The sequence below is a fragment of the Wolbachia endosymbiont (group A) of Limnophora tigrina genome, assembly GCF_964263225.1.
In the GTDB taxonomy this organism is placed as follows: domain Bacteria; phylum Pseudomonadota; class Alphaproteobacteria; order Rickettsiales; family Anaplasmataceae; genus Wolbachia.
The window spans coordinates 1,129,610-1,145,647 of the sequence record NZ_OZ181654.1; the positions used below are offsets into that span (position 1 = coordinate 1,129,610).

At 35.7% G+C, this 16,038-nt stretch carries 13 protein-coding genes and 2 pseudogenes; 7 read left to right on the plus strand and 8 right to left on the minus strand.

Annotation, left to right across the window (positions count from 1 at the left end; translation table 11 throughout):
• Position 1 precedes the first annotated feature (1 nt).
• Entirely contained in the window at positions 2 to 739 is a 738-nt protein-coding gene (gene truA, locus ACE38P_RS05200) for a tRNA pseudouridine(38-40) synthase TruA (RefSeq protein WP_374699636.1), read from the minus strand.
• A 114-nt stretch (positions 740 to 853) separates the two neighbouring features.
• Here truA and recA point away from each other — a divergent pair, with 114 nt between their 5' ends.
• Positions 854 to 1,921, plus strand: a complete 1,068-nt coding sequence (gene recA, locus ACE38P_RS05205) for a recombinase RecA (RefSeq protein WP_010407051.1) — start codon at positions 854 to 856, stop codon at positions 1,919 to 1,921.
• 204 nt (positions 1,922 to 2,125) lie between these two features.
• On the opposite strand, the gene tnpC (ACE38P_RS05210) is transcribed toward recA, so the two are convergent.
• From tnpC (ACE38P_RS05210) to ACE38P_RS05225, 4 genes are all read right to left on the minus strand, one after another.
• Complete coding sequence (tnpC, locus tag ACE38P_RS05210; protein ID WP_374699286.1) at positions 2,126 to 3,508, minus strand: IS66 family transposase; 1,383 nt, start codon at positions 3,506 to 3,508, stop codon at positions 2,126 to 2,128.
• A 195-nt stretch (positions 3,509 to 3,703) separates the two neighbouring features.
• The gene (tnpC, locus tag ACE38P_RS05215; protein ID WP_374699286.1) at positions 3,704 to 5,086 is read right to left on the minus strand and encodes an IS66 family transposase; all 1,383 of its coding nucleotides are present in this window, start codon (positions 5,084 to 5,086) and stop codon (positions 3,704 to 3,706) included.
• Between the two features lie 194 nt (positions 5,087 to 5,280).
• Positions 5,281 to 5,835: an aminoacyl-tRNA hydrolase gene (gene pth, locus ACE38P_RS05220; RefSeq protein WP_374699637.1), complete on the minus strand. Its 555-nt coding sequence runs from the start codon at positions 5,833 to 5,835 to the stop codon at positions 5,281 to 5,283.
• Positions 5,835 to 6,446 carry a 50S ribosomal protein L25/general stress protein Ctc gene (locus ACE38P_RS05225; protein WP_374699638.1) on the minus strand — a complete coding sequence of 204 codons (612 nt, stop codon included), beginning with the start codon at positions 6,444 to 6,446 and terminating at the stop codon, positions 5,835 to 5,837. The genes pth and ACE38P_RS05225 overlap by 1 nt, the downstream gene beginning before the upstream one ends.
• A 142-nt stretch (positions 6,447 to 6,588) precedes the next feature.
• Here ACE38P_RS05225 and ACE38P_RS05230 point away from each other — a divergent pair, with 142 nt between their 5' ends.
• Positions 6,589 to 6,888 (plus strand): ETC complex I subunit, encoded by a 300-nt coding sequence (locus ACE38P_RS05230; RefSeq protein ID WP_374699639.1) that lies wholly within the window; start codon positions 6,589 to 6,591, stop codon positions 6,886 to 6,888.
• Between the two features lie 322 nt (positions 6,889 to 7,210).
• Here the strand turns inward: ACE38P_RS05230 and rsmH are convergent, their stop codons facing one another.
• Entirely contained in the window at positions 7,211 to 8,095 is an 885-nt protein-coding gene (gene rsmH, locus ACE38P_RS05235; protein ID WP_374699640.1) for a 16S rRNA (cytosine(1402)-N(4))-methyltransferase RsmH, read from the minus strand.
• 205 nt (positions 8,096 to 8,300) lie between these two features.
• Between rsmH and ACE38P_RS05240 the strand changes: the two genes are divergently transcribed.
• Positions 8,301 to 9,413 (plus strand): MFS transporter, encoded by a 1,113-nt coding sequence (locus ACE38P_RS05240; RefSeq protein WP_374699641.1) that lies wholly within the window; start codon positions 8,301 to 8,303, stop codon positions 9,411 to 9,413.
• Here ACE38P_RS05240 and tnpC (ACE38P_RS05245) read toward each other — a convergent pair.
• Positions 9,396 to 10,778, minus strand: a complete 1,383-nt coding sequence (gene tnpC, locus ACE38P_RS05245) for an IS66 family transposase (RefSeq protein WP_374699286.1) — start codon at positions 10,776 to 10,778, stop codon at positions 9,396 to 9,398. The genes ACE38P_RS05240 and tnpC (ACE38P_RS05245) overlap by 18 nt on opposite strands.
• Before the next feature lie 78 nt (positions 10,779 to 10,856).
• On the opposite strand from tnpC (ACE38P_RS05245), the pseudogene ACE38P_RS05250 reads away from it, so the two are divergent.
• Positions 10,857 to 11,003, plus strand: a pseudogene (locus tag ACE38P_RS05250) (MFS transporter); the annotation flags it as partial.
• 30 nt (positions 11,004 to 11,033) lie between these two features.
• Here the strand turns inward: ACE38P_RS05250 and map are convergent.
• The gene (gene map, locus ACE38P_RS05255; RefSeq protein WP_010403864.1) at positions 11,034 to 11,816 is read right to left on the minus strand and encodes a type I methionyl aminopeptidase; all 783 of its coding nucleotides are present in this window, start codon (positions 11,814 to 11,816) and stop codon (positions 11,034 to 11,036) included.
• 346 nt (positions 11,817 to 12,162) lie between these two features.
• Here map and terL point away from each other — a divergent pair.
• The 3 genes and pseudogenes from terL to ACE38P_RS05270 all read left to right on the plus strand — a co-directional run bounded on the left by terL (position 12,163) and on the right by ACE38P_RS05270 (position 16,021).
• Positions 12,163 to 13,597 (plus strand): annotated as a pseudogene (terL, locus tag ACE38P_RS05260) (phage terminase large subunit).
• 121 nt (positions 13,598 to 13,718) lie between these two features.
• Complete coding sequence (locus ACE38P_RS05265; RefSeq protein WP_374699642.1) at positions 13,719 to 14,609, plus strand: ankyrin repeat domain-containing protein; 891 nt, start codon at positions 13,719 to 13,721, stop codon at positions 14,607 to 14,609.
• Between the two features lie 170 nt (positions 14,610 to 14,779).
• Positions 14,780 to 16,021, plus strand: a complete 1,242-nt coding sequence (locus tag ACE38P_RS05270; RefSeq protein ID WP_374699643.1) for an IscS subfamily cysteine desulfurase — start codon at positions 14,780 to 14,782, stop codon at positions 16,019 to 16,021.
• Positions 16,022 to 16,038: the final 17 nt, after the last annotated feature.

Here is a 16,038-nt window from a genome sequence, read left to right on the forward strand (position 1 = left end):
GCTAGTAATCTATCTTTACTAAGTATAAGCCGTGAGACGGCGCAGTGACCCCAGCGGCGTTTCTTTTACATTGACTTAATATGTTTAGCATTTCTTGTGGATTAGTTCTATTTTTTCCAAATTCAACTAAAGTACCAACAATAATCCTCACCTGGTTATGTAAAAAGGAAATCGCAGATATTTTGATGTATATGTGACTTCCGTTTTGTACTATATCAATATCATCGATTGTTCTGACCGGATTTGTAGCTTGACAATCTTTTGAGCGAAAGCTTGAAAGATTATGTTTTCCAAGCAGGTGTCTAGCAGCTTCACGCATGATGTTTACGTCAAGTGGGTAAAATACTTGCCACACATAACCGATTTCTAGAGCTGCAGGAGCGTAGCGATTAATTATTCTATATTCATAATATCTTTTTTTTGCTGAAAATCGTGCATGAAATGCATCATCTACAGCTTCTGCACTAAGCACAACTATAGGAATCGCTTTTAAGTGATAGTTTATTCCATTTCTTATTCTGTAAAGCTCAAATTGCCTTTCCATATTGAAATGAGCAACTTGCCCTAAAGCATGAACCCCTGTGTCAGTTCTGCCACCACAATGCAAAGAGACTCTCTCGCCACTGAAATTAAATATAGCGTTTTCTATGGTTTCCTGAATTGAGTTAGCAGAGTGTTGTTGCTTTTGCCAGCCAGAGAAACCACTACCATTGTATTCTATCGTTATTTTGTATCGCACTACAAAGTCTATCTATCTAATTTTAGGTAACTAACGTTCTTCGTTATTAAAAAACCCTTGGCAGATTGGTTGCGTTCAATTACCATGGAGACTATACAAGTTAATAAATGATCCATGGCACATAATCCAGAAGAAAGAAATAATGATAAGCAAAAAGCACTAGATAATGCAATAAGTCAAATTGAAAAAGCATTCGGTAAAGGTGCAATAATGAAGCTAAAGCAAAACCCTGTAGAAAAAATAGACACGATATCTACAGGGTCGATTGCACTTGATTCAGCTCTGGGTGTTGGGGGATTGCCAAAAGGACGTATAATTGAGATATTTGGCCCTGAGAGTTCTGGTAAAACTACCCTTGCTTTGCATGTAATTGCTGAAGCACAGAAAAAAGGAGGTTTATGTGCATTTATCGATGCGGAGCACGCACTGGATGTTATATATGCTCGTAAACTTGGAGTAAACACCGATGATTTAGTGATTTCACAACCAGACACTGGAGAACAAGCGTTGCATATTGTTGAGTATTTAGTATGTTCTGGTGCAGTTGATGTAATAGTTATTGACTCTGTTGCAGCACTAACTCCAAGAGCTGAAATTGAAGGAGATATGGGCGACCAGCACATGGGACTACAAGCAAGACTTCTAAGTCATGGGCTACGAAAGCTCACCTCTGCAGTTTCAAAAGCAAACTGTATATTGATATTTATTAACCAAATTCGTATGAAAATAGGAGTAGTATATGGAAATCCTGAAACTACCACTGGTGGAAATGCGTTAAAATTCTATACTTCTATAAGACTTGATATAAGAAAAGTTGGTGCGATAAAGGATAAGGAGAATATTACGGGTAATGAAACGAGAGTTAAAGTTGTAAAAAATAAAGTTGCTCCTCCATTTAGAGAAGCAAAATTCGATATAATGTACAATGAAGGCATATCAAAATTTGGAGAAATAATAGATATAGGAGCAAAGCTTGGTGTGCTTGAAAAGGCAGGTGCTTATTATTCATATAACAATACGCGTCTTGGCCAAGGAAGAGAAAATGTAAAAAGTTACCTCAAGGCAAACAAAGAAATTGCAAATGAAATAGAAACAAAAATCAGAGATTTATTTAAAAATCACGATAACTCTATTGCAATAGAAGAGGAGCGTGAACAACTTCTAGAAGAATCAGTATTCTAATCTAGATTAGGGTGAAGTTTTAGTATCCATTCAGATGCATGGCTAATGTGCAAATGTTGAAATCAGTGCTTCTTTTCTTGTCGCCTAAGTAGCCCTTTTGGTGTCATTCCAGTGCTTGACACTGGGATCTAAGAAAATTCACAGGCAAACTAATTCGGTAAGCTTATGCTAAATTAATGAGCTGTATCCGTTCAGCAGAGTGGTTTAAGAAACGATAGATAGAAGATTGTGAAAAGGGTTTAGCCTCCTCTGTTTCCATGTTAAGTATAACGAAATTATTTGCTCAAGGAATGAGTTTCCTCGTTCTGATTGTGTAAAATATGAATTTTTGCGATAAACGACATAATGCCGTATTTGCCGTTCAGCGTGATTATTTGTCAGCGGAGTATTTTCTGGGTCATCTAAAAATTTCCACATCATTCTTTCAGATTTCAAAATATTCTTTGCAACTCGAGACGCTCCAATTGCTTCAGGTAAGCGAGATATTTCCTTCAAATAATACCTTGTACGTTTTCGCAATTTCTTGGCACGTCTAATAAATCTTGAAACATCTATCTCATTTTTTAGTAAAGCTTTTTTCAGTGCAAATAACTCAGTGGCTACATTTCTCAAGTAACAGCCCAGAACTTTAACTTCAAATTTCCAACTATGCGCTAATCTTTCAAAATCCCTTGCTAAGTGTGCCCAACAGATTTGCCTTCTTTCATCAGCAAAGTAGTTGTATGCTGCATATCTGTCGGTTACTACCAAGCTATTACGATTGCAGCATACACTATTTTTTAAAACTTTCATTCCCCTTGACTCTGTCAACTTCACAAAACTTGCCGTATTGCTTGCAAACATCCAACACCAAGCGAGTTTACCTTTGTTATAATGGCTCGTTTCATCAATATGTAGAACTTTACTCCTACTTATCTCTTGTTCGATCTGCTCATACATTTTTTTGCATTTTGAAGCAACTCTATGTTCACTATTTGATATGCTACCGACGCTTATGTTCAAATTGAAGATATCATTTATGATGCTAGCTACTTCGCGCTTTGAATTTTTATAAAACCCACTGAGTGCTGCAACTACTGACTTAACCCTTGGGCCAAATGTATCTGGCGTAACACCCTCTGGTAACTTGCTACTTCTTCTTTTTCCGCATCTCTGACAACGGCCATGTTCCAACTGATATTCCATTACATAAGCCTTAATCTCCGGAAGATCTACTTTCTGATGAATATAAGGTTTTTCGCATATTGCAATCTTCCCTCCGCATTCGCAAGTAGGTGACAACTCTATCTTTATCACCTCATCTGCTTCCATTTTAGCACGATAATTACCCTTATGCCCAACTTGACCACCAATCTTTCTTTCGCTTTTTGGCTTTTCCTTTTTCATTTTGTATAATTCTTTTGAATTGGGAATTGATGAGTTTTTTGAATTTAAACCTAGCCTTTCCTTTAATTCAGCGTTCTCTATCTTTAAAGCCTCATGCTCTGCTTTTAAACTTTCATTCTCTCTTTCCAATCTTTCTATTTTTGCTTCTAACTTTTCTATTTTTTGCTGTAAATTTTTGCAGAGTTCTAAAAGGTTTACCATATTACCTCATATTTACCCTATGATTATCTTTATTATCTTGCTTTGTCTACCTTATTTTGCCGCTCTGCTGAACGGACACAATGAGCTTAAATGAAAAATTGGATCCCAGTGTCAAGCACTGGGATGACACCATTTGTTACGCAAATTGTCACAATGTTCGTATAGCTGTGTGTTGTATCCGTTCAGCAGAGTGGTTTAAGAAACGATAGATAGAAGATTGTGAAAAGGGTTTAGCCTCCTCTGTTTCCATGTTAAGTATAACGAAATTATTTGCTCAAGGAATGAGTTTCCTCGTTCTGATTGTGTAAAATATGAATTTTTGCGATAAACGACATAATGCCGTATTTGCCGTTCAGCGTGATTATTTGTCAGCGGAGTATTTTCTGGGTCATCTAAAAATTTCCACATCATTCTTTCAGATTTCAAAATATTCTTTGCAACTCGAGACGCTCCAATTGCTTCAGGTAAGCGAGATATTTCCTTCAAATAATACCTTGTACGTTTTCGCAATTTCTTGGCACGTCTAATAAATCTTGAAACATCTATCTCATTTTTTAGTAAAGCTTTTTTCAGTGCAAATAACTCAGTGGCTACATTTCTCAAGTAACAGCCCAGAACTTTAACTTCAAATTTCCAACTATGCGCTAATCTTTCAAAATCCCTTGCTAAGTGTGCCCAACAGATTTGCCTTCTTTCATCAGCAAAGTAGTTGTATGCTGCATATCTGTCGGTTACTACCAAGCTATTACGATTGCAGCATACACTATTTTTTAAAACTTTCATTCCCCTTGACTCTGTCAACTTCACAAAACTTGCCGTATTGCTTGCAAACATCCAACACCAAGCGAGTTTACCTTTGTTATAATGGCTCGTTTCATCAATATGTAGAACTTTACTCCTACTTATCTCTTGTTCGATCTGCTCATACATTTTTTTGCATTTTGAAGCAACTCTATGTTCACTATTTGATATGCTACCGACGCTTATGTTCAAATTGAAGATATCATTTATGATGCTAGCTACTTCGCGCTTTGAATTTTTATAAAACCCACTGAGTGCTGCAACTACTGACTTAACCCTTGGGCCAAATGTATCTGGCGTAACACCCTCTGGTAACTTGCTACTTCTTCTTTTTCCGCATCTCTGACAACGGCCATGTTCCAACTGATATTCCATTACATAAGCCTTAATCTCCGGAAGATCTACTTTCTGATGAATATAAGGTTTTTCGCATATTGCAATCTTCCCTCCGCATTCGCAAGTAGGTGACAACTCTATCTTTATCACCTCATCTGCTTCCATTTTAGCACGATAATTACCCTTATGCCCAACTTGACCACCAATCTTTCTTTCGCTTTTTGGCTTTTCCTTTTTCATTTTGTATAATTCTTTTGAATTGGGAATTGATGAGTTTTTTGAATTTAAACCTAGCCTTTCCTTTAATTCAGCGTTCTCTATCTTTAAAGCCTCATGCTCTGCTTTTAAACTTTCATTCTCTCTTTCCAATCTTTCTATTTTTGCTTCTAACTTTTCTATTTTTTGCTGTAAATTTTTGCAGAGTTCTAAAAGGTTTACCATATTACCTCATATTTACCCTATGATTATCTTTATTATCTTGCTTTGTCTACCTTATTTTGCCGCTCTGCTGAACGGACACTGTGTGTTTGCACACTGACTATTTGTTCCTATATTTTTGTCTATCTTATTTTGCTACCCTGCTGAACGGATACAAGTTTTATATTGAATAGGATGTCCTGTTCAATTGCTATATTTCACACTCTCTCAACCGAGTTGATGAAAGCTGAGATATCTCCTTGTAGCATTAGGTGTATATTTTTTGCTATTTTTTCCACTAAGAGGATAACATTATCAAAATTTTCAAATTTTGATAATACATAATCTGCTAAGCTTTTCCGATTTTCAGGCCTACCTACTCCAAATCTCAAACGCCAATAATCGTTACCAATAAAGCTATCTATAGACTTAAGTCCATTGTGTCCAGCAGAACTACCACCTTTTTTTACTTTTATTCTTCCGAATTTTAAGTCAGCATCATCATGTATGACAACAATATTGTCTAGCGATAATTTGTAAAAATTTTTTATTTTTGCAACAGGAATACCTGAATTATTCATAAATGAATAAGGTTTTATCAGCATGATTTTATTATTATTAATTATGCCAGAGGTTATCAAGTAATCAGCTTTATTAGAAAATGACTGAAAATTCCAATATTTGTGAATTGCGTCAATAACTATGAAGCCAATATTATGGTGAGTTAATTCATATTTACTACCAGGATTACCAAGCCCAGCTATTAAATGCACTACTCCTCTGTTTTTGTTTGAGGCTCTTCAACATCACTATCAGCAGCAGAGATTGTTACAATGGTGAAATTTTCTTCCTCATGAGCTACAAATTTAACACCTTCTGGCAATTTTACATCATTGATATGTATAGACTGACCAATCATTTTGCCAGACAAATCAATTTCTATGACTTGAGGTATTTTCTCAGGAGAGCATTTGACAGTAATAGAACGACACAAAACATTAAGCACTCCACCTAATTTGATTCCTGGTGATTTACTTTCATTGATGAATGATAAAGGTATATCTATTTTAATTTCACTACCTTTATCAACAAACTGAAAATCAACATGTTGCACAGTATCCTTTACTACATGCCATTGAATATCACGAACAAGAGCATATTCTTTTTTCCCTAAAATATCTAGTTCTATTAAATGTGCAGAAAGAGCACCTGATTTATATTGTTTAGTAAATTCCTTCGCAGACAATGTCAAATTTACGTTATCATGCCCTTTACCATATATAACTGCAGGTATACTTCCCTTCTCCCTCAGAACCTGAATCGCTTTCTTTTTTTTTACATCACGTAACTCTGCATTAATTGTTACCATTTCTTGCTGTGCCATCGATTACTCCTATTCAGCTAATCCTTTTTATATAATTTAATAATATAACATAAAAATATTTATTTCAAACTTCATTCTTTCACACTAATTCTTTGTGGAAAAATTTATTTAGATATATACTTAAGATTACGTAGTAAGAGCTATGAGTATTAACGATCAAGTAGTTTTTAAGATTTATAAGCCAACAAAAACTGCAACACAATCTGGCTTAGGTAATACAAAATTCTGGTACCTAAAAATTGAGCCTTGTTCTTACTATATTGAACCTTTGATGGGATGGGTTGGCTCAAAAGATCCCCAAAAACAGATTGTATTAAAGTTTGATTCTCTTCAAAAAGCAATATCTTACGCAAAGAAACACAACACAAAGTACACAATTGAAATGCCAAAAGATGTTAAAAGACTGCCAAAATCTTATGCAAATAATTTCGTATCAAAGTAAGTTTTATCGTAGTGTGTTTATCTAAAAACCTAAACCTAATCGTTACTATGATTTTGCTAACACACTAAGGTCATTTAGATAGTCGAACCTGGCTACCTAGTATCAAAGAGTTATTTTTTTATATATTTCTCCATAAGCTTTACAAGCCCCTTTTGGATTACTCAAATAACTTCATTCTGCTTGAAGAACTTTTATGTTGCTTTGCACTAAATTAATTTCACGTTTTATTTGTGTTAGCTATTTATTTAGTGAGTGGACATGTAATTTTACCTTAAATAACCCTATAATAAAAACATAGTTATTGAAATAATACAGAAGGTTCTCATGACAACCTCTGTATAGCTCTTAATTTTGCTGAGCGCGCACGCGGATTTGCATTTATTTCTTCCGCACTTGCTTTAATCACTTTTTTGTTTAAAAGGGAGAATGTCTTGGTAGGTCCTGGTTCACACAAATCTTTAAAAAGGGTTTTAACTATACGATCTTCTAGAGAATGAAAGGTAACTACAATTAATTTGCCGTTTTCACTTAAAATCTCAGATGCAGCTTTAATACCCTTTTCAAGCTCTCCTAGCTCATCATTTACCCATATTCTGATTGCCTGAAATGTCCTAGTTGCAGGGTCAATCTTGCTTTTTCCACGAAACACTACAGAACGTACAATATCCGCAAGTTCAAATGTAGTTTTGATAATTTTCTTCTTCCGCGCATTTACTATCGCTCTTGCGATTTTACGAGAATGACGCTCACCCCCATAATTATATATAGTGTTCGCAATCTCTTCTTCACGTAAAGCGTTAACAAACGTCGAAGCATTCATATGAGAATAGTTATCCATGCTCATGTTAAGTGGGCCATCACGTAGAAATGAGAATCCTCTATCTCCATTATCAAGCTGCATAGATGAAACTCCAACGTCGAAAACTATTCCATTGATACCTTTAATATTATTACTATCTAATAAATTTTTAATATTACTAAATTTCTCAATAAATAGATTTATTCTATCAGGGTATTTAACGTTCAGATCATCATAAAATTTGGTAACTGTTTCATCCCTATCAATTGCATACACTTTGCAATCAGCGGATTCCAATATTGCTTTGCTATATCCTCCAGCCCCAAATGTAGCATCTACATATATGCCACCACTTTGTGGTGCTAATTGAAGTAGCATCTCTTTTAACAAAACTGGAGTATGTGTCATATCAAGAGACTTTGTGCACTTAAATTAAAATAACTTTCTCGCCAAAAAATATATGGAAATATATAGGTATAGTATAAGAATATTTAAATATAATCAACGATATAAAAATTTAATAAGATAATATTATTAATATAACATTTACATAATTCACGTTTGAAAAAGTAAGTAATATTACTATAATATCAAACAAATTACGGAAGATTTCGTGCAACAAATAACAAAAGTAATACTATCAAGTTTAATTTGTAACACTTTGTTGTGGTATGATCACATGCTTTTCAGCCATCTAATAAGCATAATCGGAGATGTGTTTTTTCCATCAGACGACAAATTAGTCAGCATACTTAAAGCTTTTGGAGTGTTTGCAGTGGGTTTCTTAATAAGACCAATTGGTGCTGCTATATTTGGCCACATTGGCGATAAATATGGAAGAAGGATTGCTCTATTTCTCTCTATCATATTGATGACTCTATCAACCGTACTTATTGCATTTGTTCCAGGCTATCAGAACATTGGGGTACTCGCATCAGTACTGGTGGTATGTTTAAGATTATTGCAGGGTATATCTCTTGGAGGAGAGGCAGGAAATGCCCCATTTTTAATAGAGCATGCTCCTAAAAATAAAAGAGGATTCTTTGGCAGTATTGAAGTATTGAGCGCAATTCTTGGCTCAATATTAAGTCTTATAGTGGTGCTTATATGCAAAAAAGTATCCGATTTTGAATCTTGGGGATGGAGATTGCCTTTTATTTTCAGTTTTGTAATAGGATTAATCAGTATATATATGAGATATATACTCGATGAAAGCCCAGAATATAAAAAGCAGGAAAAGCCACATGAATTACCGTTAAAAGAACTGTTAAATGGCTATAAAAAACCTTTTCTAATATCAATTGGAGTTGACATAGTTGAGAATGCATCTCTTTACATATATTTAGTGTTTTTTAATGTACTTGCATCAACAATAAACACTCACTTTAATCACGCAGTAGAAATATTGAATCAGGTTGCACTTGGAGGATTGACTATACTATTTGCAATACTTTCTGATAAGGTAGGGAGAGAAAGAGTCATGAAATTTGCATTTGTAACTTTTATAGTAGTAAGTTATCCAGTTTTTTCAATGATACTAAGTGGTAATAATTTGCTCACCATAATGGCGCACGTTCTTTTTTTAATCCCAATAGCTGCTTCTCTTGGTCCTGTTAGCGCGTTTATGTGCGAATTATTCCCAATAAAGGTACGATACAGTGGATTTGGTTTATCAAGAAATATAGCTGTATCCGTTCAGCAGAGTGGTTTAAGAAACGATAGATAGAAGATTGTGAAAAGGGTTTAGCCTCCTCTGTTTCCATGTTAAGTATAACGAAATTATTTGCTCAAGGAATGAGTTTCCTCGTTCTGATTGTGTAAAATATGAATTTTTGCGATAAACGACATAATGCCGTATTTGCCGTTCAGCGTGATTATTTGTCAGCGGAGTATTTTCTGGGTCATCTAAAAATTTCCACATCATTCTTTCAGATTTCAAAATATTCTTTGCAACTCGAGACGCTCCAATTGCTTCAGGTAAGCGAGATATTTCCTTCAAATAATACCTTGTACGTTTTCGCAATTTCTTGGCACGTCTAATAAATCTTGAAACATCTATCTCATTTTTTAGTAAAGCTTTTTTCAGTGCAAATAACTCAGTGGCTACATTTCTCAAGTAACAGCCCAGAACTTTAACTTCAAATTTCCAACTATGCGCTAATCTTTCAAAATCCCTTGCTAAGTGTGCCCAACAGATTTGCCTTCTTTCATCAGCAAAGTAGTTGTATGCTGCATATCTGTCGGTTACTACCAAGCTATTACGATTGCAGCATACACTATTTTTTAAAACTTTCATTCCCCTTGACTCTGTCAACTTCACAAAACTTGCCGTATTGCTTGCAAACATCCAACACCAAGCGAGTTTACCTTTGTTATAATGGCTCGTTTCATCAATATGTAGAACTTTACTCCTACTTATCTCTTGTTCGATCTGCTCATACATTTTTTTGCATTTTGAAGCAACTCTATGTTCACTATTTGATATGCTACCGACGCTTATGTTCAAATTGAAGATATCATTTATGATGCTAGCTACTTCGCGCTTTGAATTTTTATAAAACCCACTGAGTGCTGCAACTACTGACTTAACCCTTGGGCCAAATGTATCTGGCGTAACACCCTCTGGTAACTTGCTACTTCTTCTTTTTCCGCATCTCTGACAACGGCCATGTTCCAACTGATATTCCATTACATAAGCCTTAATCTCCGGAAGATCTACTTTCTGATGAATATAAGGTTTTTCGCATATTGCAATCTTCCCTCCGCATTCGCAAGTAGGTGACAACTCTATCTTTATCACCTCATCTGCTTCCATTTTAGCACGATAATTACCCTTATGCCCAACTTGACCACCAATCTTTCTTTCGCTTTTTGGCTTTTCCTTTTTCATTTTGTATAATTCTTTTGAATTGGGAATTGATGAGTTTTTTGAATTTAAACCTAGCCTTTCCTTTAATTCAGCGTTCTCTATCTTTAAAGCCTCATGCTCTGCTTTTAAACTTTCATTCTCTCTTTCCAATCTTTCTATTTTTGCTTCTAACTTTTCTATTTTTTGCTGTAAATTTTTGCAGAGTTCTAAAAGGTTTACCATATTACCTCATATTTACCCTATGATTATCTTTATTATCTTGCTTTGTCTACCTTATTTTGCCGCTCTGCTGAACGGACACATATAGCTTCGGGATTTTTTGGTGGTCTTGCACCATTTATATGCACAACTATTATCAAAGTTACAGGACAAGGAACTTTAGCAAGTTTTTACATGATTTTCTGTGCACTAATTGGGTTAGTTGCTATATCACAAGTTAAGAGTTAGGTTTTTTCAAAAACCAAGTGTTTAAAAAATCTAATCATAAGGTGGAAAATGCCAATTTTTAGGTGATAGTGTAAATATTTCAACTCCATCTTTTGTGACTCCAAGCGTATGCTCAAACTGTGCAGAAAGTGAAAGATCACGTGTTGTCACTGTCCAGCCATCTAGCTTGCTGAGAAGAGTTTCATGTTTTCCAGCATTGATCATTGGTTCTACCGTAAAAAACATGCCTTCTTTTAAGATAAGATCCTCACCTTCATCATAAAAATGTACAACATTTGGTGGAGCATGAAAAACCTTTCCTATGCCATGTCCACAATAATTGCGTACGATAGAATATCCAAAATCTTCAATATATTTTTCTATAGCAAATCCTATTTCATTTAACTTATTGCCGGGCTTAACTTGTTTTATCGCTTCCATTAGCGCATTGTAGGCAGCATTACACAAACGCTTTGCTTTTATTGAGGGTTTACCGGTCCAAAACATGCGACTTGTATCACCATACCAGCCATTTAAAATCACTGTAACGTCAATATTTAAAATATCTCCATCTTTAAGAGGTTTATCATCAGGAATACCATGACATACAACAGCATTTTTCGAAGTACAAATTGATTTCGGATATCCCTTATAATTCAGTGGTGCTGGAATTGCACCTGCATTGATTATAAAATCATGACATAGATCATTTAATTCATTAGTTGTTACGCCTACTTTGACGTATGGTGCAATAAAATCAAGGGTTTCAGCTGCAAGCCTGCCAGCTTTACGCATAAAGTCAAAGTCTTCTTGTGAATGTATAGTTATGTTCATATCTTCCATTTCTTATTATAATTCACATCTTGCATAGTAGATAATGTCATTCCACTGCTTGACACATAATTGTACGAATATTGAATGCAAAAGTACAAAAAATAGTGTCATCAGAATGCCTTTTTTTCCTGTCATCCCAGTGTCAGCTACTCTGATGACACCAAAGGGGCACTTGGATAGAGGCTACTTGAATAACACCATCATAAGGTGAAACTAGATTCCAGTGTCAAGCACTGGAATGACAAGGAAAGGGCTACTTGGATGACAAGAAAAAGGACGCTGAGATGAAACCAAAGAGGCTGACACCACCATAAAGTAAATTCCACTAACACTATAGGAGACTAACATGAACTTTTTAAAATTTATCGAACTATGCTTTCAAACGGTAATGCCGGGGTGTGAGTATAACAATTATCATTATATAAAAATCATAGCAGACAGGCTTGAAGCAGCAGGTACTGGCACAGTGAAGCGAATAATATTCAATATGCCCTCCGCGCTCAATGAAGTCTATGTGCGTGAGTGTTGCATGGCCCGCATGGATACTCGGTAATCAGCCAACTGCAAGAATAATAGTTGCAAGCTATTCTCAGCGGCTTAGCGAAAAGCATTCGCTCGACACCAGGTGCGTAATGCAGTCTAGTTGGTATAGAGCGCTATTTCCAGAGGTAGAGCTATGTAAAGACCAGAACACTAAATATAAATTTCAAACAGTGCAGAGAGGATGTAGGATTGCAACATCTGTTGGTGGAACATTAACTGGTGAAGGTGGTGATTTTATCGTTGTGGATGATCCACTGAGTTCCTCTCAAGCTTTGAGTGAAACGTTTAGAAAACGTGCTACAAATTGGTTTGATCAGACTTTAGTAACTAGGCTCAATGACAGGAAAAAAGGAGTTATCGTTGTTGTGATGCACAGACTACATAGGGAGGATTTAACTGGGCATCTTCTCTCCAAACCAAGAAATATATGGCATCATATTTGTTTGCCAATGATCTCTGAAAATAAGGAAATTATCTATTCAATCAAAAGATCAATTCTCCCTTCTCCTGTTCCTATTATTCGAGTAACTACAAATGAGTGCAAAAGCTCAACAGGCGCTACATCTTCAAGGATTTTATACTTAAAAAAGGAAGGTCAGCTGCTATATCCCCTAGATGTAGGAGAAATTGAAATGATAAAGGCTGAACTTGGGAGTTACGCTTTTGCTGCTCAATATCAACAAAATCCTCTGCCACTTTCAAGTGGTATAATTAAGCAAGAATGGTTGAAACGCTATAGAAATTTTCCTGACAATCTCTCACATATAACTCAGAGCTGGGACACTGCTGTTTCAACAAAAGATTCTAGCGGCTTTAGTGTCTGCACCACCTGGACAAAGGTGAATAATAAGTTTTATTTACTCGATGTGTACCGTGCAAAGCTTGAGTATCCAAAACTTAAAGAACAAGTTCTATCACTAGCTGCAAGATGGAAGCCACACGCAATTTTAATCGAAGCAAAAACAAGCGGTCAGCAATTGATTCAAGAGCTCAAGGCAATACCTATTATCGGGATAGTGCCACACGGTGGCAAACTTGCTCGATTCCACCAGATTGTTCCGATAATAGAATCTGGCAAGGTTTTTCTGCCATACCAAGCAGTATGGCTCAGCGATTTTGAGTATGAGATTTTAATGTTTCCAGAAACCCGCCACGACGATCAAGTAGATAGCGCTGTGCAATACCTTCAGTGGATGAGAGATAGTAGCTTCAGGGTTGCAGCTATACGAACATTGTGATCCAAGAGGTAATAATTTGCTACCCACAATTTCGATTATAAGCTCATTTAAAATAAATATTGATTTCTTATTTTAATTATTTAAAAATTAAAATAAATTATTTAAGATTAGGGTAAAAATTATGACAATAAATTATCAGCAGTGGCGGGAAATATTAAGTACGGTTAATAGTGATAATAAATTAGATAAAAGGAACGTAATTGAAAAAGTAAAAGAAGAGCTAAAGGCAAGCAATGAAGAGGTATTTAAACAGTGGGAAGAGAGTAATTTTTATGTAAATTATAAATTTGAAGTTGGAGATAATGAATTCACATTATTACATTTAACTGCTAAGTTAGGCTATACGAGCTTGACAAAGGCTTTAATAGTAACAAAAGGGATAGATGTTAATATAAAAGATAAAAATAAAAAGACACCTTTACATTTAGCTGCTGAAAATGGTTATAAAGAGGTAGTAGATGCTCTGTTGGAAAAAGATGAAATCAGGATTAATGAACAAGAAGATAAGGAGGGATGGACACCTTTACATTTAGCTCTTATGAATGGCCATGCAGACGTGGTAGAATCTCTCGTAAGAAACGGTGCGAATATTAATATAAAAGATGACTATGGAGTGACACCTTTATCTTTGGCTATTCGAAGAGATTATGTATTTACTCCGCCAAAAAAACGTGAAGGCTCCTATGTTAATGTGAAAAATCATGCTAGAACTGCTTCTAGGAATTTAGCTAAAGAGGAAAAACAACGTACATCAGCAATTGCGAAAGGTTTTTTTGCCGGTAGTACAACTGCATTATCAGGTGTTTTAATAGCGAAAGCACTTTCTGCAACTGGAATAGTTACAGCTGAGTCAAAACCCTCTACACCAATAGCAGTGGTTGCAGTTATAGCAACAGGACTAGCAGTTGGTGGTGCTACATATATGATGTTAAAGCCCAGTACTAAAGTTGATGGAGTAGCAGTCTTAATGGATGGGCGTCAAGAAGCTGCTAGCACTAGTAGGGTTACCTAGCGCGTATTCGACCTAGCTGCATAAACACTGATCATAGAAAATGACATTACAGGGACACTGGAATAACGTAGGAGAGAGCGCTGACAACTTTCATTTAGGCAAGATTATATCTTGAAAAAATTAAGCTTTAGTGCTACTAAATGTTGTAACTTCTATGCTGAAACCTGACTATGAATGTGGAAAAAATACGCAATGTTAAAATAAAATTACCAATATTTCTCGATTATCAATCTACTACTAAAGTAGATCTTCGTGTTTTGGAGGTGATGATACCTTATTTTGGTGAGTTTAGTAATGCACACTCTCGTAGCCATTCATTTGGTTGGACAGCTGAGGAAGCAGTAGAAAAAGCAAGGAAGCACATTGCTGATTTAGTGAATGCAGACAGCAAAGAAATCGTCTTTACCTCGGGTGCAACCGAATCAAATAACATGGCTATCAAAGGTGTTGCTCATTTTTATAAGAATAAGGGAAATCATATAATAACTGTCTGCACAGAGCATAAGTGCGTTTTAGATTCTTGTCGACATCTGGAAAATGAAGGCTTTAAAGTTACATATTTGTCCGTTAAGCAAAACGGAATTATAGATTTGTTGAAACTTGAGGAGGCAATCACTGATAAAACAATTCTGATTTCAGTGATGATGGCAAATAATGAAATCGGAGTAATGCAACCTGTCAAAGAAATTGGTGCAATGTGTAGAAAGCATAATATATTTTTTCATACAGACGCTGCCCAAAGCTTTGGAAAAGTTCCAATAGACGTAAATGAAATGAACATTGATCTTATGAGCCTTTCTAGCCATAAAATTTATGGACCTATGGGAATAGGTGCATTATATGTCCGTAGAAAAAATCCTCGTGTTAGGTTGACGCCACTAATTAGTGGTGGTGGACAGGAGAGAGGCATGCGCTCTGGAACAGTTCCTACTCCCCTTGCAGTTGGTTTTGGTGAAGCGGCACGTATCGCTAAAGAAGAAATGGAAATAGAAGCAAGCAAATTAGAAGAGTTGAGAGATATTTTGTACAACAAAATAAAAGAGGCATTTCCTGATGTTGTTTTAAATGGTGATTACGAAAATAGGATTCCAGGTAACCTTAACTTAAGTTTTCCTTATGTTGAGGGTGAGTCTCTTATCATGGCAATCAAGGATTTAGCAGTAAGCTCTGGTTCTGCATGCACATCCGCATCTCTTGAACCTTCTTATGTCATAAGATCACTAAACAATGGCCACGATCTTGAGCATTCATCAATTAGATTTGGCCTTGGCCGATTTACAACTAAAGATGAAGTTCTATACGCGGCAGATCTTGTTACTAAAAATGTTGGACGGCTAAGAGAGATGAGCCCACTTTTGGAAATGGTACAAGAGGGAATAGATTTAAGCACCGTAAAATGGGACTCTCATTGAAGAATAAGACGTTAACC

Coding starts and splice junctions, on each gene's coding strand:
- recA (WP_010407051.1), top strand. CDS start 854: ATGGCACATAATCCAGAAGAAAGAAATAATGATAAGCAAAAAGCACTA.
- tnpC (WP_374699286.1), bottom strand. CDS start 3,508: ATGGTAAACCTTTTAGAACTCTGCAAAAATTTACAGCAAAAAATAGAA.
- tnpC (WP_374699286.1), bottom strand. CDS start 5,086: ATGGTAAACCTTTTAGAACTCTGCAAAAATTTACAGCAAAAAATAGAA.
- ACE38P_RS05225 (WP_374699638.1), bottom strand. CDS start 6,446: ATGGCACAGCAAGAAATGGTAACAATTAATGCAGAGTTACGTGATGTA.
- ACE38P_RS05230 (WP_374699639.1), top strand. CDS start 6,589: ATGAGTATTAACGATCAAGTAGTTTTTAAGATTTATAAGCCAACAAAA.
- rsmH (WP_374699640.1), bottom strand. CDS start 8,095: ATGACACATACTCCAGTTTTGTTAAAAGAGATGCTACTTCAATTAGCA.
- tnpC (WP_374699286.1), bottom strand. CDS start 10,778: ATGGTAAACCTTTTAGAACTCTGCAAAAATTTACAGCAAAAAATAGAA.
- map (WP_010403864.1), bottom strand. CDS start 11,816: ATGAACATAACTATACATTCACAAGAAGACTTTGACTTTATGCGTAAA.
- ACE38P_RS05265 (WP_374699642.1), top strand. CDS start 13,719: ATGACAATAAATTATCAGCAGTGGCGGGAAATATTAAGTACGGTTAAT.
- ACE38P_RS05270 (WP_374699643.1), top strand. CDS start 14,780: ATGAATGTGGAAAAAATACGCAATGTTAAAATAAAATTACCAATATTT.